Genomic DNA, 21,219 nt, shown 5'->3' with positions numbered 1-21,219 from the left:
CCCTTTGGATGGTTCTTGCATTCCTCGTCCCCGTGGAGGGATCCCGAATGAAAATCATTGGATCGCCGGTCCGTGTCGGCATCGTGGGCACGGGTTTCATGGGTCAGAATCATCTTCGCCATTTGCTCACCATTCCCGGTGTTCGGGTGACGGGCGTGTTTGATCTCATCATCCCGAAAGCCAGGGAAACGGCTGAAAAGTTCGGCGTCCCCTGGTTTGCGGAGCTGGATCCCCTGCTCGAACAATCGGATGCCGTGGTCGTTTGCGTGCCGACCACTTCTCATTTTTCCGTGACCAAAAGCGCGATCGCCAAAGGCTGTCATGTATTCGTGGAAAAGCCGTTCATGCATACCCTGGAAGAAGCGCGCTCGATTTGCCGGATGGTTCGGGACCACTCCGTCCTCCTGCAAGTGGGGCATGTCGAACGGTTCAGTCCGGTGGTGCGCAAACTGTTTGAAACCTTCCGGCCTGACGAGTTGGTCTCCGTCGAGTTTCAGCGGTTCGTTCCCTTGCGGAAACGGCTTGATGTCAACGTCATGCTGGCGCTCATGATCCATGATCTGGATCTGCTCCTGAAAATGGCGCAAACCGTCGGAACCGGCATCCGGTTCATCCAGGCGACCTCCATTTCGGCACATTCCCACTCCGTGCGAAACGGATTGTCCGACAACCTGTTTGTGCAAATCGGATTTGATCGTCCGATGATCGCCCTTTTGCAGGCCGTCCGCACGGGAGCCCTTCGCAGACGTTGCATCACGGTGACCGAGCGAAACCGGACATTGAGTGCCGATTTGCTCCATCAGAAATTATTCATCCAAACCAGGAAAGATTCCGGAAGCCACGAGGTGGAGGAACAAGTGGTGCATGCCGGAACCGAAAATGCGTTGTTGGAGGAAATGAAGCACTTCGTCCATTGTGTGCAAACCGGTCAAAAACCCGAGGTGAACGAACGGGACGGTCTCGAGACCATGCTGCTCGCGGATCGGATTCAGCGCAACTGCAAGGAATTGACTTTACCGGAAAAGGAGTGAGCCGCGCATGATTCTTGTGACTGGCGCCGATGGATACATGGGCTGGCCCTTGATGCTCAAACTGGGACGCATGTATCCGGACGAACGGGTGGTGGGTGTCGATCACTTCGGTCGTCGGAGATGGGTGCAGGAAATCGGAAGCGTCAGTGCCATCCCCGTCTCTTCCATGGACGAACGTCTCAGGGCGGCCAAAGAACACGGCATTTCCAACCTTTCCTTCGTCGAAGCCGACCTGACCGACCGGGATGCCGTTCACCGCATCCTGCAAACATTTCGTCCCCGCGTGATCCTGCATCTCGCGGCCCAACCTTCCGCCCCGTATTCCCACATCAACGGGAAGTTGGCGGATTACACGCAGGAAAACAACAACCGGATGTGCCGAAATCTCCTTTGGGGATTGAAAGAACTCGGGCTGGAAAACACCCATTTCATCGAAACCACCACCACCGGCACCTACGGAGCTCCCAATTTCACCATTCCCGAAGGCTTCCTGAAAGTGGAGACGCCCACGGGCTCCGACATCCTTCCCTTTCCGGGAATGGCCACATCCTGGTATCACATGAGCAAATGCAACGATGTCAACAATCTCAGCCTGGCCTCCCGACTGTGGGGATTGACCGTGACCGACCTGCGCACCTCGATCGTATTCGGGACCGGAACCGAAGAAACCGCGCTGGACCCGAGGCTGGCAACCCGGTTTGACTTCGATTTTTACTTCGGCGTGGTCACCAACCGGTTCTGCGCACAAGTCCTCGCCGGTCATCCCATCACGCTGTACGGGCGGGGAGAACAGAAAAAGCCCATGATCTCCCTGCGGGACGCGGTGGAATCGTTGGCCCGGGCCGTCGAACTCCCCTTGCACCGCAGCTACCGTGTTTACAATCAGATGACCATTCTGGCAAGCCCGAAAGAACTGGCGGAGACGATCCGGACGGCGAGCGAACAATCCGGAATTCCCGCCATCGTACAATCCGTTCCCAATCCCCGCAAAGAAAACGAGGTGCATCAGATGAAAATGGAAAACTCCGGTTTCCTCAGCGATTTGCTTCCCGGAAAACCCGTCACGCTGGAAGAAGGAATCCGGGAAATGCTCAGGGATCTCAAGCCCTTCTCCCACATCTTCAGAGAATATATCGACCGGTTCATGGCGAGGGAATGAACATGAAATGGTATTATCTGGAGAACCATCCCAATTTTGTGAAGTCCGTTCCGTCAGGTTTTCGCGCCCTGGGCATCCCGCTGGTGATGCCCAAGCCTTCCGCCACTCCGCAGGAAGTGGCCAATGATCTGAAGAAAACCCGCCCGGACGTCATTTTGACCACCGGTTGGACACCCATGCAGCGGGAGCCGTATTTGCGGGTGGTCCGGAAGTATTGCGAAGAGACATCCGCCCTGCACGTGTTCTGGTCCTTCGAAGACCCGCTTCATACGGATACCTGGAGCATGTATTACTTGGAAACGGGAAAACCCGACTATGTATTCACTCACGCCATCCATGCCCCCGACTTGTATCACCGGCGGGGCATCCCGGCATCTTATCTCCCTTTCGCCTGCAATCCGAACATCCATCGGCGACTTCCGCCCGATCCCCGATTCCGCTCGGATGTGGCACTGGTCGCCAACTATTCCGGCGCGACCACCACTTCCTGGCGGCTGAAAAGCCTGCGGATTCTCCTGGAACCGTTGATCGCCGCCGGCTATGACGTTGCCATCTGGGGGAAGTATTGGGAACAGGGGCGCTCACAACTTCCTTTTTCCGTTCCAAACCGAATCCTTCGCGGCCCCATCCCCTATTCGTCGGTTCCCCGGGTCTATGCGTCCGCAAAAGTCGTGCTGGGGATCCAGAACGATGCCCAAGTGGTGACTCGCCGTACTTGGGAATGCCTGGCGAGCGGCGGCTTTTTGCTGACCAATCGGACCGAAGCCGTTCTCCGGCACTTCGTTCCGGGCAAACACCTGATCACCGCCGCCACCCCGGAAGAAACACTGGCTTTTACGAAAATCGCTCTCCGGGATGCCCTCCTGCGCAAAAAAATCGGAGAAAACGCGCGGAACGAGTTGCACCGGAATCACACGTACGCTCATCGGATCAAGGAAATGGAAAAAACGCTGCTCCCATACCTCCAAGCGAAACGCAAACGGCAAACGCATTTTGTGCTTCCGGGTGATCTGATCCGGGAAATCCGACCCGTTGCCGCGATCACGCATGTTTCCGGCATGGCCGCGATTCCGCGGAATCAACCGTATTTGACCGTGGGACGCAGCGCCTACGGAGAAAGCCGGGTATTTCTCTGGTTTGATTTGTCCGGGGAAAAACCGAACGGTTTTGACATCCGGTGCGCCCGTCTGAAGTTGTTCATGGCCGTGACGCCTCCCCGCAATGTCGCCATCCGCTGTCATCCGACCCCGCTTTCCTGGCCGGTTCCGAATCGGCTTCTTACGCAAATCGGGCCGCCGGTGGCCAAAGAGATCATCGCCGAAGCGGTTCGGGGCAACCCGTCCTATCCCTATGACAAACGATGGATCACGCTCGATGTGACGGACTGGGTGCGGGCGAAAATTCAAAGCAGAGAGAAAAAACCCGGATTGGCCCTGGTCATGGCCCCCTCCAAAACGGGGCAGGTGACGTTTGCGGGTCCGGAGCAGCCCAGGACCCCCCCGCTGGGAGGATTGACTTATTACCGGAGATTCATCCCCCGGCTGGAAATCGAATATACAAGGTCGGATCAGAAACGGGTCAACGCCGTATGGAACGCATTCCGGGGATGAGACAAAAAAAGAAGCCGCGTTGAGCGACTCCTTTTTCTTCATCCCCGCGCTCCGTCACTGCTTCATCCGGGGATCAAACAGATCGCGCAGCCCGTCACCCAGCAGGTTGAATCCGAGCACGGTGAGCATGATGGCCACTCCCGGAAAGATCATCGTCCACGGCGCGATCTGGATCAATTTCCGCGAGTCGGCCAGCATGGTGCCCCATTCGGGATCGGGCGGCTGTGCGCCGAGTCCCAGAAAGCCGAGCGCAGCCGCTTCGATGACCGCCGTGGCGAACCCGAGCGTTCCCTGCACCATGATCGGCGTCCAGCTGTTGGGCAGGATGTGTTTCAGCAGGATCCGGCTGTTTTTCATTCCCATCGCGCGGGCCGCCAGGATGTAATCTTCCGCCTTGACACTGAGCACCCTGGAACGCATCAGCCGTCCGAAGGTGGGGATGTTGATGATGGCGATGGCGATCAGCGCGTTGTTCAGCCCCGGACCGAGCATGGCCACGATGGCAATGGCCAGCAAGATTCCCGGAAAGGCGAGCAGGATGTCAAAGAAGCGGGAAATGACCGTGTCCCGCCATCCTCCGTAAAACCCGGCAATCAACCCCAGCAAACTTCCGAACACGATCGAACCGGAGACGGCGATGAAACCGACCCACAGCGAAATGCGGGAACCGTGCACCACCCGCGAAAAAACGTCCCTTCCGAGATCATCGGTGCCGAACCAGTGTTCACCGGACGGTGCCTGCAGCACGGCCTCCGATTTCTCCGCATAATCATAGGGTGCGATCCATGGAGCCACCAGGGCGATGAAGAGGAAAAACAGGATGATGACGCTGCCGATCACGGCGGACCGGTGCCGCAAAAATGCCCGGAAAAAGTCGCGGACCGGCGTTTCTTCTGCCTGGCGAACCGGAAGCTCCGGTCCTGCCGCAAGTGTGGTGTGATCTGGATTCGGTGGCTGTTGCATGCTCCGGTTCACTCCTTCCCGTACTGAATCCGCTTGTCAATCCAGGCATACAAGAGGTCGACGATCAGGTTGATGATGACGAACATCGTGGCCAGCACCAGAATGCCGGATTGGATGACGGGGTAGTTGCGCTGGTTGATGGCATCGTAGATATAACGCCCCACCCCCGGCCAGCTGAAGATGGTCTCCGTCAACACCGCCCCTCCGAGCAGCATGCCGAGCTGCAGGCCGGCAACGGTCAGGACGGGAATCACGGCATTTTTGAACGCGTGCTTGTAAATCACCCAAAACTCGGACAAGCCTTTGGCACGAGCCGTGCGGATGTAATCCGAACGCATCACTTCCAGCATGCTGGAGCGGGTCATCCGGGCGATGATCGACATCGGAATGGTGGCCAGCGCCACCGCCGGCAAGATCAGATGCAGGAGCACGTCACCGAGCAGCTCCATATCGCCGATGATCAGCGCGTCCAGGATATAAAAATGCGTGATTCCCTCCATGTCAAGACGCGGATCGACCCGTCCGTTGGAAGGCAACCACCCCAGTTCCTGGGCGAAAAACCACTGTTCCATCAGGCCCAGCCAGAACACGGGAACGGAAACCCCGATCAAGGCCAGCACCATGCTGCCGTAATCCAGCCACGAGTTTTGACGCCAGGCGGACAAAATGCCCAAGTTGACCCCGAAAAACACGGCGATCACCAGGCTGGTCAACGCCAGTTCGGCCGTCGCGGCGAGAAACGGGCCGATCTCTTCGGCGATCGGCACCTTGGTGATCAGCGAAGTGCCCAGATCCCCCTGCAAAAGGTCCCCCACATAACGGAAATATTGGATGTAAAACGGCTGATCCAGTCCAAGACTGTGCCGGATCTCTTCCAATTGCTGCGGGGTGGCTTTTTCCCCGGCAATGGTTTTGGCCGGATCTCCGGGGATGGCATGCACCACGGCAAACGTAATGATCGACATGCCGATCAGCACCGGGATCAACATGAGAAGCCGGCGAATCGTGTAAGCCAACATGCAGTTTCACTCCCGATTGCTGCGATGTGGAAAAGTGGCATTGGCGGACAGACCGCGCAATGCCACTCGTTCACTCCGATTATTGCAGATCCACCGTGTCGAGATTCAGGTTGATCAGGTGCGGCTTGAAGCCGGTCACTTTCTTGGAAGCGGCATAGGGAACCACGCTGTGCACCAGCGGCACCCACGGAGCATCCTGCTTGATGATTTCCTGGGCTTTTTCATACAATTGGGTCCGTTCTTTCACGTCACTGGTCTGCTGGGCCTTGATCAGCAAATCATGCACGGCGTCGCTCTTGTAGAACGCGATGTTTCCGGCATCCGGTGCTTTCGCGTTGTCTTTGTCAAGCAGGACGTACAGGAAGTTGTCCGGGTCCCCGTTGTCCCCGCTCCAACCCAGGAGCGCCATGGCATGTTCCCCTTTGCCCGTGCGATCCAGGTAGGTTTGCCAGTCATAGGTGACGATTTTGGCCTTGATGCCGATCTTGGCGAGATCCGCCTGAATGAATTCAGCCACTTTCTTCCCGTCCGGCATGTACGGACGCGGCTCGGTCATGGCGTAAAACTCGACTTCAAAACCGTTCGGATAACCGGCTTCGGCCAGCAGTTGCTTGGCTTTTTCCAGATCGAACTCATAATCTTTGACGTTTTTGTTGTAACCCCAGATCGATTCCGGCATGGGGTTGACGGCGGGAACCGCCAATCCGGCGAACAGGGTGTCAACGATGGCTTGTTTGTTCACGGCGTGGTTGATCGCCTGACGCACCTTCGGATTGTCAAACGGTTTTTTCTCCGTGTTCATCGCCAGGTAGCCGACGTTCATGCCCGATTGCTTGAACAACTGGAGGTTGCTGTCGGATTCGACCAGTTTCACGTCATTGGGGTTGAGACCGTCCATCATGTCGATGTCGCCCGATTTGAGCGCGGTGAACCGGGCGGAGTTGTCGGGAATCGACTTGAAGATCAGCTTATCCAGCTTCGGATACCCTTGTTTCCAGTAATTCGGATTCTTCACGAGCGTGATGGAGTCGTTCTGTTTCCACTCCTTGAACATGAACGCACCGGTTCCGACCGGATTGCGGGCGAATCCTTCCGGGTCTTTCTTGATGGCCGTCGGCGAACCGATGGCGAACGGAGACATCGCCAGGTTGCTCAAAAACGGGGCTTGCGGGCTGTTGAGTTCAAACTTCACGGTGAACTCGTCCACGGCGGTCACATTCTTGATGACATGCCCCGGATCCCCCTTGTATCCGCCGAACATGTACCCGTAATACGGGAATTCCCCGCCTTTGTGCTCCGGATGGTTTTTGTCCATCCAGCGGTTGAAGTTGTACACCACCGCTTCGGCGTTGAACGGAGTCCCGTCATGGAACTTCACGTCTTGGCGGAGTTTGAACGTCCATTCCAGTCCGTCGGGGCTGGTTTCCCAGCTTTCGGCCAGACCGGGCACCACTTGGGTGGAATCGCGGTCGTATTCCACCAGCGTATCGAAGATCTGATCCGTCACGTTGATGGATTCCCCGTCCGTGACCTGAATCGGGTCAAGCAGTTTGGAATCGGCGCCGCGGCCGTAAATCAGCGTTTTTTCCTTCGGCTTTTCGGCTGCGTCTTTCCCGCACGCCATCAAAAACGAAGAGAAGACGAAAATCATGGCCAGCGACAAAAGCCAAACGCGTTTTTTCACCTTGCATTGCCCCCTTTTCTGCTGGTAACTGCGGAAGTCCCGACAAAATCCACATCCGGGCTGCCGATTCTCTCTCCCACCACCTCCCCGACATGATGAACAGGTTGCAGGTTTGTCAAGCACATTGCCGCATGGCCCGGTTCAAATTCCGTCGGCCGTGATCGTGCTCTCTCAAACTTCCGCCTTTTTCATCAAGTGACAGGCGACAAAGTGTCCGCCGCCCTGGTCTTCGAACGCGGGCCGGACTTCCTTGCAAATGTCCATCACGTGAGGGCAGCGGGGATGGAAGGCGCAGCCCTTCGGCGGGTTCGCCGGACTGGGAACGTCTCCCTTCAGAATGATGCGTTCCCGCTTCGCCTCGGGATCGGGCACGGGGACGGCGGAGAGAAGCGCCTGCGTGTACGGATGCAACGGTTTTTCATACAGTTCGTTGCGGTCGGCCAGTTCCACCACCCGACCCAGATACATCACGCCCACACGGTTGCTGATGTGTTTCACGACGGACAAGTCATGAGCGATGAAGATGTAGGTGAGTTCAAATTGTTCCTGCAAATCCATCATCAGATTGAGCACCTGTGACTGGATGGACACGTCCAGTGCCGATACGGGTTCGTCCGCCACAATCAGCTTCGGACGAGTGGAAAGGGCCCGGGCGATGCCGATCCGTTGCCGCTGACCGCCGCTGAACTGGTGAGGATACCGACTGCCGTGGGTCTTGTCCAACCCCACCACGGACAACAGTTCCCGCACTTGTTCCTTTCGCTCGGCGGCCGTTCCGATGCCGTGCACGATCAGCGGCTCCTCCAGGATCTCCGCCACTTTCATCCTCGGATTGAGCGAAGCGAACGGATCCTGAAACACCATTTGCAGATCGCGCCGTGCTTTGCGCATCTCTTCCTCGTCGAGGGACAACAAATCCCTTCCTTCAAACTCCACCTTTCCCGCCGTCGGTTCGTACAACCGGAGAATGGAGCGTCCCGTCGTCGATTTTCCGCAGCCGGATTCCCCCACCAGTCCCAACGTTTCTCCTCGTCGGACCGTGAAGCTCACATCATCCACGGCGACGATTTCACCGACTTTTCTGCCAAAAATACCGCCGCGGACGGGGAACACTTTTTTGAGCCCCTCAACCTTGAGCAGTTCCATGACGCAACGCCTCCTCCTGATGCAGGAAACAACGGCTGAGGTGGCCTTCATCCGCCGGGAGCAGTTCCGGTCCCCGCACCCGGCAAATGTCCATCACCTTCTCGCAGCGCGGTGCAAACCGGCAACCATCCGGCATGTTGAGCGGCGTGGGAACCTGCCCCGGAATGGCATACAGCCGTTTCCGCTGTTCATCCAGCTTGGGAATGGACTTCAACAGTCCTTCGGTATACGGGTGCTTGGGGGAACGGAACAGTTTGCGACACTCCGTCTGTTCCACCACCTGTCCGGCATACATGACCACCACGCGATCGCACATCTCCGCAACCACCCCCATGTCGTGGGTGATGAGCAGAATCGCGGTGCCGAACTCCTTGTTCAGAAAGCGCATCAAATCGAGAATCTGCGCCTGGATGGTCACGTCGAGGGCCGTGGTCGGTTCGTCGGCGATCAACAGTCGGGGATTCAACACCATGGCCATCGCAATCATCACCCGTTGTCGCATGCCGCCGGAGAGTTGGTGCGGATAATCATCCAGGACGCCTTCCCGGGAGATGCCCACTTTTTTCAGCATCTCCATCGAAAGCTCCCGGGCCTCTTTTTTGGAACAGGAACGATGAGTGCGAATCGCTTCCACCAACTGATCTCCGATGGTGAACAACGGGTTGAGCGAAGTCATCGGCTCCTGAAAGATCATGGCAATCTCCTTGCCCCGAATCTTCCGCATCTCCCGCGGGGGCAGGCGGGTCAGATCCTTCCCCTGAAACAGGATGGAGCCGTCCACGATCTTGCCCGGTTTGGACACCAGTCCCATGATCGCCAACGAGGTGACGCTTTTCCCGCAGCCGGATTCCCCCACCAAGCCGACAATCTCACCTTCATGAATGGTGAGATCCAGCCCGTCCACCGCCTTGACCACGCCTTTGTCCGTAAAAAAGTGCAGCTTCAGTTGCTTGATCTCCAGGACAGGTTGGGTCATCGGATCACCTCGGGGTAAAATCTCGCACTTATGATTCAATTCAAAAGGATGAGTGGATTAATCGTTTTTATAATACAACAAAATATTTTGGATGTCCCTATTTTCTACACAAAAAGTTAATAATCCTTTCAAAGACTGACCGACTTTCCCGAACAAACATGCCGTGTCCCGGTCTTTTCAACCCCGTCCGTGAGCGCTATGGAGCCTCTTTTCCGGAAGGCACCGGGGGTACGGGATGATGCGGCGTCCCCACCGACTCCTGCTTGATTTGACCGAGATCGTTGTAGAAATAGTAATCGGGCACTTCCCCCACCACGACGGCCTGGGCGATCGGGTACCGAAAATCAACCGGAATGCTCTGCTCCGTGAACGGTACGACCATGCCCATCTCGGTGTGAACTTCCAGATGGAGGGTCACCATCACCATGTTGATCCCCTGCGATTCCATCTTCGGAACCAGATTGACCTTTGGGGCGCCTTTGGGCCAGATCTGAATCGGAATGTCCGGACCGTATTCGGCCAACAGATTGTTCTGCAGGATTTGCCCCAACGTGACCTCGATTCTGGTTTGTTCCAGCTGGATCATCTTGTCCATGATTCGCCCGGTCACCCGCTCGTAAATCTTTGCCTGCAGGTCCGGGTCGATTTTGACGAACGTGATTTTCCCGTCCTCTCCCTTTTCGACGGCCATCAACCGCCCCATTTCCCCGCCCAATGATCGTTGCACGTCGCGAATCCCGTCCAGCATGGCATCCTGGGCGATTTTCTTCACTTTGGTATTGGCGATGGTCAGCAGCACCGGTTCCAGATTTTTTTCAACCATCCAGATCATCTGAAACAACACGCCCAACACGATCACCGCCACCAGCACTTTCATTCCGTGACGGCTCATCCCGATCGCCGGAAATCCCGGTCGCCGCACCAGTCTCCGCCGAATGCGCATGGACACTCCCTCCTCGTCCCATGTGTATGCGGCGGAGATTGTCCACTGACTGAAAACTTTCTTCTCTCCCGGTACTCCTCCATGCCCGGCATCCGTCCTTGCTGAACATCACGTTGAACATGCGACCGCGGATTTCCAGTCACAAGACCGAGCGCATCCGGCTCATCAATGGTACAATCTATCGTATGTGCAAGGAGGAATGCCCGATGAACGAGAAGAGCCGCGTGGATCTTTCCCGCTATGTGTCCAATCTGGACCGGAACGTGTACACCATTTTCAATTTGCCCGAAGAAGTGATCGCCGTGATTTTTGCGTATGTGAGCCGGAGTCCGGCCAGCTTCCGGGACAATCTTCGCAAACTTCTCGAAGATGAAGAGCTGGCGGTGGACATGAATTCCGGATCGATCGCCACGGCTTTCTCGGAGAAAGCGGCCCGGTTCCACGAGAAATGGGTGGTGGGATACGGCCATTCCAGCGTGGCCGAACACGCCGTCGCCCATATCGGCATCGAACGGATCAGCCGGCTGGCCTCGGCGGAACTGGAGCTGGCCAATTCGTTCAACAGCTTCACCGAATACAGCCAGCGATACCAACGCCCCAGACGCGGCGACGTGTACGTTCCGCCGGAACTGGACGAGGTGCCGGAGCTGAAATCGCTGTTTCTGTCACTGAACGAAGAAGCGTTTGACGTGTACGAACGGCTGATGACGGGCCTCACCAACCATCTGGAAAAGACGGAAAAGCGCGGGGAAAACGAAACGGAACGGGCCTGGCGGCTTCGTCTGGAAAAAATCGCGTTTGAAGATGCCCGATACGTGCTCACCCTGGCCACCCTGACCAATCTGGGCATGACCGGCAACGGCCGGGCGCTCCGCGACACGCTGGTCCGGCTTCTGTCCAGTCCCCATGAAGAGTGCCGCCGGTTGGCCCGGGAGATGGAACGGGAAATCAGCCGGGTCATCCCCACCCTGCTCAAATACGTCAACCCCAACGAATACCTGACGGAGACCCGGGACTCGCTGAAAAACCGTTTGAGCCGTTTCCGCAAGGAAGAACCCGTCCGCGAGAAGGGGCCGTCCGCCCGATTCACGTTTCTGCCGGATTACGAAGATTGCCTGACCGAGCTTGCCACCCATTTGCTGGTTCGGGAAGCGTCCCTCTCGTGGGAAGAAGCCGCACGGGTGTCTGCCGGATTGGCTCCGGAAGAAAAAGAGCAAATCGCCGAAGAAGCTCTTTCCCGCCTGCGCTTCTTCGACAATCCGCTGGATGAACTGCATCATCTCACGTACCGGATGGAGATGAAGATTTCGGAAGCCAACTGGCACCAGTTGCTCCGTCACAACAGGCGCACTCATTTCTCCTTCAGTGAACCCGTCATCCGGTTCGGCTACACCGTCCCGCCCCACATCCGCGAAGCAGGGCTGGAAGAACCGTTTTGCGCGTTCATCGCCCGGGCGGAAGATGTGTACCGACGGCTGGAAGCATGGAATCCGCTCATCGCCCGGTATGCGGTGACCAACGCCCATCACCGGCAGGTGACCGCCTCGGCCACGCTGTGGGAGCTGTACCATCTGATCAACCTGCGAACCTCTCCGGAAGCGCAGTGGGACATTCGGGAGACCTTCGAACAACTGCATCGTCGGCTGCGGAAAGCACATCCCGTGCTGGCCCGGTTCGCCAAGCGGCGATCGGGCTGAGAACGGAATTCATCCCTTTGCGGGTCCCGTCCGTCGCGGGACCCTTTCTCCCGCGCCCAAAGTTCCACTTTTCGCAAAATTCCTTTCAACCTGCCCGTCTTCGCCTGTATAATGAAGTCAGGACGAAACAATTCGGGCCTGACCTGAGAGAGAGAGGAGCGTCCTCATGACCAAATCCTTTGATTCGGACGAACGGATCTCATCCGGCGATCTTCGTGACCTGGACCCTTCCCGGTTGGAAGAACTTCTTGCCATCCATCGGAAACTGACGCTCACCCACAATGACGAACTTCGCGCCGTGATCCTGGACATTCACACCTGGGAAACGCTGATGAACCGTCTGGCGGATCTGGAGGATACCCTCGAAGATCTCCTCCTCTCCCGCGAGCTGGAAACCCGCATCCATACCTCTCCTTCCTCCTGGGCGGAAAAACCGGAGTCCATGGATCGGCTGTCATTCCTGAAAAACATGGCCGAGACGGGAGAGATCAGGCGGTGATCAAGGAAAAGTACCATCCTGAATTTGCCGATGACCTGGCGTTCCTGCTCCATTTGATCGGCCGCAAACGATTTCCCGAATGCCTGATGCAAATCAACCGTGCCATCGATCAAGTCATTCACCGTCCCCACAAAGCAGCCCCTCTCAAATATCCGCCCCTCAGCGGATTTCGCAAGAAGAAATTCTTCTCGGTCAGGAACCCCGGCAAGCAGCAGCGCCCCAACATGCGCCTTCTGTACCGTCATGATCCCGATACGAACACCTTCTACTTTCTCGCCGTCGGCATGCGCATCGCCACACGTCCCCACAATCCCGCCGACGTCTACCAGCGGGTGAGAGAGAGAGACCTGCATATGTGGGAAGACTGAAAACCCCCGAATCCTTCAAAGGTTTCGGGGGGACGCCGACTCCCGAAGGAGTTCGGCAGGATGTATGTTTTGTCTGTCCCAACTCTCTGTTTCCATGATAAAAAATCACGTCATCCAATAATGGCATACCTCGTCTCCCCAAATATATTGACAAAATTGATTTTATTTGTTATAAAGCCCCTCCGTTTCCAAACCACATCGACCTTCAGTATTGAAACCCCAAAAAACAGAAAGAAGTTTCAATACCCCCAATTTTCCGTATCGACGAAATTCACTTTCTTCTCCTCCTCTTCATCCGCCGACTTCAACAAACTCTTGCCTTTTTCCGTCCACCAAATCCCGATGGCAATATTCGTCAGTGACCGTTTTGTGTCTGTTATGATATACAAGAATTTGTGCAACTTTTTACGAAAACAGAGGTGAGAGCGGTGGAAATGTTCAGCCAATTCGTGGCCATGACCAACGACTTCCTTTGGTCTTATCTGATCATCGCCATGCTGATCATCGTGGGGCTCTGGTTTACCCTGCGCTCCGGCTTTGCCCAGTTTCGTCATATCGGTGAAATGGTCCGGTTGCTGGGCGAAGGCATGGGCAAAAAAAGCGGAATCTCTTCATTTCAGGCCTTTTGCATCAGCACGGCTTCCCGCGTCGGCGTGGGCAACATCGCCGGGGTGGCGATGGCCATTGCGCTGGGCGGGCCCGGTGCCGTCTTCTGGATGTGGCTCATCGCGCTGATCGGCGGTGCATCGGCTTTTGTGGAAGCGACGCTCGCCCAGATCTACAAAGTGAAAGACGGGGACACGTTCCGCGGCGGTCCGGCCTATTACATGGAAAAAGGGCTCGGACAACGTTGGATGGGCGTGCTGTTCGCCGTTCTGATCACCTTGTGCTTCGGTCTCGTCTTCAACTCGGTGCAATCCAACACGATTACGGTGGCCTTTGAGTCCACCTATGGATTGGACCGCTCCGTGCTGGGAATCGGACTGGTCATCTTCCTGGGCATTATCATCTTCGGAGGTGTCAAACGGATTGCCCGTGCTTCCGAATTGATGGTCCCGTTCATGGCCATTGCTTACCTGCTGATGGCACTTTATGTGACGGTCACCAATCTGTCCGTGATCCCGGATGTGCTGAAGCAAATTGTCCTCGGTGCATTCGGCCTGGAGCAAGTGGTCGGCGGCGGGATCGGCGCAGCCATGATGCAGGGCATCAAACGGGGGCTCTTCTCCAATGAAGCCGGTATGGGTTCCGCCCCCAACGCGGCCGCGACCGCCACGGTCAGCCACCCGGTGAAGCAAGGTTTCATCCAGGCGCTCGGTGTGTTTGTGGACACGCTTTTGATCTGCACCGCCACCGCCACGGTTGTGCTGGTTTCCGGTGCTTACACGGATGCCAACCTGTCCGGAATTGAAATCGCTTCAAAAGGTTTGGGAGCGGAGCTCGGAATCTGGGCCCAGCATTTCCTGGCGTTCGCCGTTCTCCTTTTCGCATTCACCTCGATGGTCGGAAACTATTATTACGGCGAAACCAACATCGAATTTATCAAGCGGAGCAAAGGTTGGCTGTTCACCTACCGCCTCGCCGTGCTGGGCATGGTGATGTGGGGGGCCGTGTCCAAGGTACAAATTGTCTGGGATTTGGCCGACTTGTTCATGGCATTGATGGCCATCATCAACCTTGTGGCCATTTTGCTGCTGGGCAAAGTGGCAATGAATGCGCTGAAACACTACAACGAGCAGCGCAAGGCAGGAAAAAATCCAGAGTTTACCGCGGACTCCCTGCCGGGTCTGACCGGAGTGGAAGCTTGGGACTCCTCCCAAAACCGACAGTCCAAAGCAGGCTGATCCGACGCGCGGAGGCGCGCCCGAGCATTTGACAACGTTTCGGCAAATCAAAAATCCCCCTGGCCCGTGGTTGGAGTCAGGGGGATTTTTGCACGTCTGTGAGTGAGAATCATCGCCCGGGTTCCGCCCGTCCTTTTCCGGTCGCCGTGCGAAGGGCCCGTTCCTCCGCGGGAATGCGCACGAACACGAGCAAGGCCGCATTCAACATGCTCACCAAAATCATCGTCCAAAATGCTCCGAACATCATCGGAAAGAAGAGGAGCTCTCCCGCGACGGCGAGGTAATTGGGATGGCGGAGATACCGGTACGGACCGGATTTCACCAACGGGTGGCCGGGCATCACCATGATTCTCGTGTTCCAGCAAGGGCCGAGCGAGCGAATGCACCACAGTCGAAGGGCCTGTGATGTCAGGAAAAGCAGAAAAGGAATCGGCCACCCATCCGGTGGACGCGCTCCCCCGATCCATACTTCCACCAGCATTCCGGCAAAGAAGAGAAGATGGACGCCCACAATGAGCGGATAATGCTCCCTTCCCGCTTCCCAACCGCCCCGGGATTCCATCCACCTGCGGTTTCGTCCGGACAGGGACAATTCAAGCAAGCGCTGGATGGCCAATCCGCTCCACAGCAGCCAAAACCACTTGTCACTCAACGCTCTCACCCTGCTTTGTCCGGTGGAACTCCGGTTCGCCCGATCCGAAACGGGAGCTCCATCCCTCATGTTCCGGTTCGCCAAAGCGGAGCAGCACCATCTCCAGACTGAATCCGGGCCCCAGGGACGTGAGCAGTCCCCAACTGCCATAGCGGTGGCTTTTCTCCAGTTCCCGCTCAAGCACAAACAGCACCGTCGCGGAAGACATGTTGCCGTATTGCCGCAAAATGTCGGCCGACGTTTGCAGCTTCGCCGCGGGTATGTCCAAAGCATCCCGGTACGACTCCAAAACCTTTCTCCCGCCTGGATGGGCGACAAAGGTGTCCACATCCCGAACCTGCAGCCCTCTGCGTGCGAGAAAACGATCCACTTCCGGCCGAAGGCGCTGCCTGACCAGCTGCGGAATTTCTTTGGAAAAGACCACTTTGAGTCCGTCTTCCTCCACTTCCCATCCCATCACGGAAAGCGAATCGGGCCAAGTCACACTCATGGCGTCCACGATGACGGGTCCTTCGATTCTTCCTGCGAACTTCGACCGGTCACCGGCCACCAATACGGCCGACGCTCCGTCCGCAAACAGGGAAGTGGCCACCAGATTGCTTCTCGACGTATCTTCAGGGCGAAACGTCAGTCCGCAACATTCCACCGCAACCAGCAATACCAGGCTCTCCGGAAACGCTCTGGCCCCTTCCCACGCGCGCGCCAGGCCGGCCGCGCCGCCGGCACACCCCAATCCCCACACCGGCGTCCGTTTCAGCGTCGGCTTCATGTTCAGCCGGTTGAACAGGTGGGCATCGATTCCCGGTGTGGCGATTCCCGTGGAGGAAACGAAGATGAGTTGATCAATGTCGGAAGGTTTCACCCCCGTCCCCTCCAGGCAGGAACGGATGGCCGATTCCGCCAGTTCACCGGCCACCTCCGCATAAATCCGGTTGCGTTCGGCAAAAGAATGGGGTTCTTCAAACCACTCACGCGGTCTGCTGAAATACCTGGTCTCAATCGCCGCATGATCAAACACCGTCAACAACCGATCGATCTCCGCATGCGAAGACCCGAAGACTCCCCGGGCAAATTCCTTGGCCTCTTCCTGTCTGACGGGGTGAGGAGGAACCGCCGTTCCAACGGAAATCACTGTTGGCAATGTGCTCACCGCCTGTCCCATGATGTACGGTCTCTGTTAGAGTGAGCTCCCGACTGGAAAAAGATGCAAAAATCTCGTCCGAATTTTTTTCGGGAACCTTTCTCCTTCGTCCCGTGAGCCGGATTTCCGCCCGGCCGAAACCTTGTTCTTTCCGGAGTCGGCGGCATTTTTCATCCCGGATTTTCATCGTCGGGGGAGGTTTCCGTTGTCCACGGCCGCTCAACCTGCCGAAGATTCGGACCCTTCCCGCAGCCGACGATATTCCGGAGCCAATATGCCCATATGTACCAAATTCCAATACCGTCCTTCCACCCGACGACATTCCCGGGAGACTCCTTCGCGGACAAATCCGGCCTTTTCATAGCAGCGGATCGCCGCTTCATTGAAATCAAACACGCCCAGCTCCATCCGGTGCAATCCCAACTCCTCAAAACCGATCCTGAGGAGTTCCCGGATCAAGCGCCCGCCCCATCCCGCTCCCCGACATTCGGGAGAGATCAACACCCGACGGATGCGGGCGGAGCCGTTCAGCCGGTCAATGGAGGAGAGTTCCGCCGTCCCCACCGGCACTCCCCGTTCATCCACCGCCTTGAACATCAGCCGACCGGAATCGGCTGCCATCCCCCGTTCCCAATCTCGCTCCAGTTGCTCCAACGAAAGCGGAAACACCAGACCCGGTCCGGCCCATTGCATCAAGAAAGCGGGCGTCGGTTCCACCCACGAGAACAGCCAAGCACAATCCTCCCGCTCCAGCGCCAACAGACGAATCACGGCTTGCACCCCTCCCGCAGTTTCCAAGTAACGTACGACGAATCCGGATTCCGTTGCAGAGACGAATCCGGTATGCTCTTTTGGTCCCCGATCGTGATTTCCCCAATCACGGAGCCTGAAACCAATCTGTCCGAATGGCCCGAAGAAGGAATCTTTTCATCGGGTTTTCATGACAAAAGCCGGAAGAGATCCTTCTTCGGCTCATTCCGGCTCTGATTCAAAAAGACAGAATGAAACTGTAATAGACGACCACAAACGCCATCATCAGAATGATCAAGCTGAAAAACGACGCAACGAACCGCCATTCCCGCCGCTCCACCTTCCCGCCGATCATGCGGAGCATCCGCCGGGTGATCCACCAGAAGGCAGGTCCCAAAAACAACAGAGAAAATCCGTTCACCCAGGCCACATAGACCCACCGGTACGTCTCATCGATCGTCCCCGTTTCAAATCCGGCCAAATGAATGAGGACCGGTCGTCCGATCAAAAACACAATGATAATGGTGACGTAATAATACGCCCACTTTCGATCCACCATGTCCATCCCTCCCAGACTTCCCCTCAGGTTCAGTCCATGGAGAGTATAGCAGAACATGGAGAGGGGTTCCACTTCCCGACAAAGAATCGATCCGGGCGGTTTGACGTGCATCCATCCTTGAATCGGATTCAGGACCGGAACCGAATCCGGGAGATGAGATAACGAATTCCCCCCGCAATCAGGGCAACCACCAGAGCGGTGATCAGGGGTTGATCGATGTTGAGATACACGGCAACAAAAGCGAGGAACGCCCAGCCGAGCACGAACGGAATGACGGCATTCAAAAAGAGAGAGCCCATGAACGTGACAAACAACACGACCATCAAGGCGAGAGAATTGAAAGAACTTCCGACGTAAAAGGCGATGAACGCCGACTCAATCAGATTCAACGTCGACCTGAACAATGATAAGACGGCTTTCAGCAAGTTGATCAAGAAGACGCCCCCCATCCTCGCAAAAACCCGTTCCGAAAAGGGTGAAAGACAGACCGGGAATCCGGTGTCCCGGTCTGCCCTGCCGTTTTTTCATCCGCTGTTTTGTTTGTAGTCCAAAGATGCATTCATGTAGTCGGCAACTTCCCGGTCCACGACCTCAACCGGCCGGACTTCCGGGGAATTCTTCATGATCTCCAGCCCCCACTCCAATCCCCATTGCATGGCTTCCTCTTTCTCCGGCGTTCTGTGGTTCGCTTCTTTCCCGTCCGGTTTGTACACATGGGGCGGTTCATTTTCCACGACGCAGGTGGTCACGGCACTGCGCTGACGACGCTTGAGGCGAATGTACACCGCGGCGTGCCGAACCGGCAGGGATTCGATGAACTCCCGACGGAAACTGTTCCGGGTGAGGCTTTCCACTTCATCGGACCCTTCGGTTTGCGCGCAACTGATCACCATGCCGATGTTGGATTTCATCGTCTGCATCAGCTCTTCATTGTTGAACTGATCGATCTCCCGGGTGATCAATCCCAGACCGAAGTCGTATTTCCGGTCCTCCATGAAAATTTCCGTCAGCAAGGGGATCTGCATCAAGTGCGCCTCATCCATCATCATGAGATGGAAGCGGGACCCGGCTGGCCGTCTGCGCGCCGTCTGGTAATACTGATTGAGAATATGCCCCGCCGTGACGCGGAGATCGTATTCCTTCAGACCGTACGCATCGATCAGAACGATATGTCCTTCATCCATGTAACGCCGCACGTCCAGACTCATCTCTTTTTGGCAGAACAGGCGCCGCATCGTCGGACTCTGCAGCAGCCGGTCCACGCGATGGATGACGAACTCGGCTTCCCTTCTCAGCTCCTGTTCGTCCGCGTTGGCCCAAAAGCGCTTCACATACGGATCGTTCACGTTTTGAAGCACTCTTTTGCGGAAGGCTTCATTGCGGAACAAGTCGTCGATGCCCAAAATGGTATGCCGTTCATTGTCCTCGAGCAGACTCTGCACCGCCATGCCCATCAGTCTCCGGGTCCGGAGCAGCGATTCGTTTTCCTCGGCCAGCGTCACCAGCACGGTGGCCACTTCATGGGCCAGTTGGTTGCTGCTGAGACCCTCGATCCGGTGCAGGAGATTGAGGGCGGGAACGTGCGTCGCGTCATGCGAGAGATTGAAATGGTGAACCTTTTCCCTCGGGAACTTGACCCCGAATTGTTCGGCAACGCGAAGCCGGTTCTCAATGATCGGGATGATTTCCCTCGCCGGATCGAACACGGTGAATCCGGGATGATTGTCCGGATCATCGAACCAGTCGTTGAGCATGGATTGGAGCATTTCCACGGTCAGGCTGGACTTGCCCATCCCGCTGGCTCCGGTGATCAGGAAGTGTTTGGAGAGCTGTTCGTACGGCACCCGCACTTCCCTGCTTTCCAGGGGATGGCGGATTTTTCCGATCAACACGCCCTCCGTGAGCTCATCGGATGTCAAAGAGCGTTGATTGGGTTCCAAATGGGCGATGTATCCCCGGACATCGGGGCCTTCTTCCTTCGGCTCCTGGTAGATGTACCCGTCGCTCGGCGGCAGATGGAACAGATTGGCGATTTCGTCGCAGTCCCAAGTCATGATGGTGAACGGCCAGGGAATCGGCACCAGATTTTTGTCATCGAGCATATTCCACCAGTTGTGCCGGTAGAACGTGATGGCTCCGTCATGCTTCATGGCGGTTTCGATGGACTCGGCCGTGGACCGGATCACCTGGTTGGCCTTTTCGTGGTTGGACCAGAGCGTCAGGCGCACGTGAAACGTCAATTCCCTGCCGGTCAGCCGCTGCATCAGACTGATTCTCCGCATGCGATCCTCGGGATCCATGTCCTTCATCTTTTTGCGCTTCAGTTGATCCAGGGCATCTTCCGAACGGTCCGCCAGCTCCTTCCAGCTGACCGGCGCAAACTGCAGATCCAGATAGGTTCCCGGACGCAGACAGTTCAAAATGCTTTCCAGCTGACTTTTTTTGGTTTGCTGCAGGGATGCCAGCGGCAACCCTTTCTTTGAGCCGAACGCATAGTAAAAGTGTCCGCCCGCCCCGCCCTTGGACGGCTGCGGAAACTGTTCTTCCGTGATGTCATGGATTTCCGCCGACGGATACACGCTTCGGATGGTATCCTTGACGCTGTTCTCCTTGTCCCTGGGATATGCCATGTAAATCCCGATCTCGTTGGAACCGCTCGGAATGGCAAACCGGAGACGGAACCAGGGACGCCCGAACCGGAAACGGAGCTGCCACGGTCTGACCATCCCTCCGAACGTGCGGGTGAGCTCCGCAATCTTTTCCAGTTCAAGGTTCACTTGGCCGGACGGCAAAATGCGGATGTACTTGGCCCTGTCCGCTTCTCTTTTCCGATATTGCAGCCGGACGAACAGTCCGGAGAACACGCCGAGAATCACGAACAGGATCGCCAATGCCAAGAGCGCGGGAGCCCAATCGGCGATGAAAGCCCAGACGGAAGAAGCGGTTTGATCCAACACGCCGGTCGCGATGTCCGCTTTGTCTTCTTCGCCGAACACATCTTCCAGCCAATTCCACAGTTTGAACAAACCGAACACGACCGCCGCGATGGCCGCTGCCCAGAAAAATCCCTTTGCCAATTTGACAAACTGGTCATCCCCGCCTTGGGGAACTTTCCAGTGAAACACCCTGACCCCACCTTTCCGCACCTGACTCCGGAAAAATTTCCTCTTTTCCGACA

The 21,219-nt window shown here is 56.6% G+C and carries 19 protein-coding genes; 7 read left to right on the top strand and 12 right to left on the bottom strand.

The window, feature by feature from the left end; all coding sequences use genetic code 11:
- Window positions 1–47: 47 nt before the first annotated feature.
- The 3 genes from EG886_RS02390 to EG886_RS02380 are packed head-to-tail and all read left to right on the top strand — an operon-like array spanning window position 48 to window position 3,800.
- Complete coding sequence (locus EG886_RS02390; protein WP_164491605.1) at window positions 48–1,031, top strand: Gfo/Idh/MocA family protein; 984 nt, start codon at window positions 48–50, stop codon at window positions 1,029–1,031.
- A 7-nt stretch (window positions 1,032–1,038) separates the two neighbouring features.
- Entirely contained in the window at window positions 1,039–2,190 is a 1,152-nt protein-coding gene (locus tag EG886_RS02385; RefSeq protein ID WP_124726636.1) for an NAD-dependent epimerase/dehydratase family protein, read from the top strand.
- Window positions 2,191–2,192: 2 nt separating this feature from the next.
- Window positions 2,193–3,800 (top strand): glycosyltransferase family protein, encoded by a 1,608-nt coding sequence (locus EG886_RS02380; RefSeq protein WP_164491604.1) that lies wholly within the window; start codon window positions 2,193–2,195, stop codon window positions 3,798–3,800.
- Window positions 3,801–3,854: 54 nt separating this feature from the next.
- On the opposite strand, the gene EG886_RS02375 is transcribed toward EG886_RS02380, so the two are convergent.
- The 6 genes from EG886_RS02375 to yunB all read right to left on the bottom strand — a co-directional run bounded on the left by EG886_RS02375 (window position 3,855) and on the right by yunB (window position 10,531).
- Entirely contained in the window at window positions 3,855–4,763 is a 909-nt protein-coding gene (locus tag EG886_RS02375; protein WP_124726634.1) for an ABC transporter permease, read from the bottom strand.
- An 8-nt stretch (window positions 4,764–4,771) separates the two neighbouring features.
- Entirely contained in the window at window positions 4,772–5,782 is a 1,011-nt protein-coding gene (locus EG886_RS02370; RefSeq protein ID WP_124726633.1) for an ABC transporter permease, read from the bottom strand.
- 79 nt (window positions 5,783–5,861) lie between these two features.
- Window positions 5,862–7,466 (bottom strand): ABC transporter substrate-binding protein, encoded by a 1,605-nt coding sequence (locus tag EG886_RS02365; RefSeq protein ID WP_420894151.1) that lies wholly within the window; start codon window positions 7,464–7,466, stop codon window positions 5,862–5,864.
- A gap of 171 nt (window positions 7,467–7,637) precedes the next feature.
- Complete coding sequence (locus EG886_RS02360) at window positions 7,638–8,612, bottom strand: ABC transporter ATP-binding protein (protein WP_124726632.1); 975 nt, start codon at window positions 8,610–8,612, stop codon at window positions 7,638–7,640.
- A complete protein-coding gene (locus EG886_RS02355) occupies window positions 8,593–9,588 on the bottom strand; it encodes an ABC transporter ATP-binding protein (RefSeq protein ID WP_124726631.1) in 996 nt (331 codons plus the stop codon). The genes EG886_RS02360 and EG886_RS02355 overlap by 20 nt, the downstream gene beginning before the upstream one ends.
- Before the next feature lie 196 nt (window positions 9,589–9,784).
- A complete protein-coding gene (gene yunB / locus EG886_RS02350; RefSeq protein ID WP_124726630.1) occupies window positions 9,785–10,531 on the bottom strand; it encodes a sporulation protein YunB in 747 nt (248 codons plus the stop codon).
- A gap of 206 nt (window positions 10,532–10,737) precedes the next feature.
- Between yunB and EG886_RS02345 the strand changes: the two genes are divergently transcribed.
- From EG886_RS02345 to EG886_RS02330, 4 genes are all read left to right on the top strand, one after another.
- Window positions 10,738–12,228: an FAD-dependent thymidylate synthase gene (locus EG886_RS02345; protein ID WP_164491603.1), complete on the top strand. Its 1,491-nt coding sequence runs from the start codon at window positions 10,738–10,740 to the stop codon at window positions 12,226–12,228.
- A 166-nt stretch (window positions 12,229–12,394) separates the two neighbouring features.
- The gene (locus EG886_RS02340; RefSeq protein ID WP_124726628.1) at window positions 12,395–12,727 is read left to right on the top strand and encodes a hypothetical protein; all 333 of its coding nucleotides are present in this window, start codon (window positions 12,395–12,397) and stop codon (window positions 12,725–12,727) included.
- A complete protein-coding gene (locus EG886_RS02335) occupies window positions 12,724–13,095 on the top strand; it encodes a hypothetical protein (RefSeq protein WP_124726627.1) in 372 nt (123 codons plus the stop codon). The genes EG886_RS02340 and EG886_RS02335 overlap by 4 nt, the downstream gene beginning before the upstream one ends.
- Before the next feature lie 428 nt (window positions 13,096–13,523).
- Window positions 13,524–14,939 carry an alanine/glycine:cation symporter family protein gene (locus tag EG886_RS02330; protein ID WP_206425334.1) on the top strand — a complete coding sequence of 472 codons (1,416 nt, stop codon included), beginning with the start codon at window positions 13,524–13,526 and terminating at the stop codon, window positions 14,937–14,939.
- A gap of 109 nt (window positions 14,940–15,048) precedes the next feature.
- On the opposite strand, the gene EG886_RS02325 is transcribed toward EG886_RS02330, so the two are convergent.
- The 6 genes from EG886_RS02325 to EG886_RS02300 form a co-directional block, all read right to left on the bottom strand.
- Window positions 15,049–15,591, bottom strand: coding sequence for an isoprenylcysteine carboxyl methyltransferase family protein (locus EG886_RS02325; RefSeq protein ID WP_241154346.1), 543 nt, complete (start codon window positions 15,589–15,591; stop codon window positions 15,049–15,051).
- Window positions 15,584–16,741 carry a type III polyketide synthase gene (locus tag EG886_RS02320; RefSeq protein WP_338134652.1) on the bottom strand — a complete coding sequence of 386 codons (1,158 nt, stop codon included), beginning with the start codon at window positions 16,739–16,741 and terminating at the stop codon, window positions 15,584–15,586. The genes EG886_RS02325 and EG886_RS02320 overlap by 8 nt, the downstream gene beginning before the upstream one ends.
- Window positions 16,742–16,951: 210 nt before the next feature.
- Complete coding sequence (locus EG886_RS02315) at window positions 16,952–17,503, bottom strand: GNAT family N-acetyltransferase (protein ID WP_164491601.1); 552 nt, start codon at window positions 17,501–17,503, stop codon at window positions 16,952–16,954.
- A 217-nt stretch (window positions 17,504–17,720) separates the two neighbouring features.
- Window positions 17,721–18,041: a hypothetical protein gene (locus EG886_RS02310; protein ID WP_124726623.1), complete on the bottom strand. Its 321-nt coding sequence runs from the start codon at window positions 18,039–18,041 to the stop codon at window positions 17,721–17,723.
- Between the two features lie 128 nt (window positions 18,042–18,169).
- On the bottom strand, window positions 18,170–18,475 hold the full coding sequence (locus tag EG886_RS02305) for a hypothetical protein (protein ID WP_124726622.1): 306 nt from the start codon (window positions 18,473–18,475) through the stop codon (window positions 18,170–18,172).
- Between the two features lie 90 nt (window positions 18,476–18,565).
- Entirely contained in the window at window positions 18,566–21,166 is a 2,601-nt protein-coding gene (locus tag EG886_RS02300; protein WP_124726621.1) for a helicase HerA domain-containing protein, read from the bottom strand.
- Window positions 21,167–21,219 lie beyond the last annotated feature (53 nt).

The organism is Staphylospora marina, from assembly GCF_003856495.1.
In the GTDB taxonomy this organism is placed as follows: Bacteria; Bacillota; Bacilli; order Thermoactinomycetales; family Thermoactinomycetaceae; genus Staphylospora; species Staphylospora marina.
The sequence above is the reverse complement of the archived record's forward strand: the minus strand, read 5'-3'. Positions and strand labels throughout refer to the sequence as shown.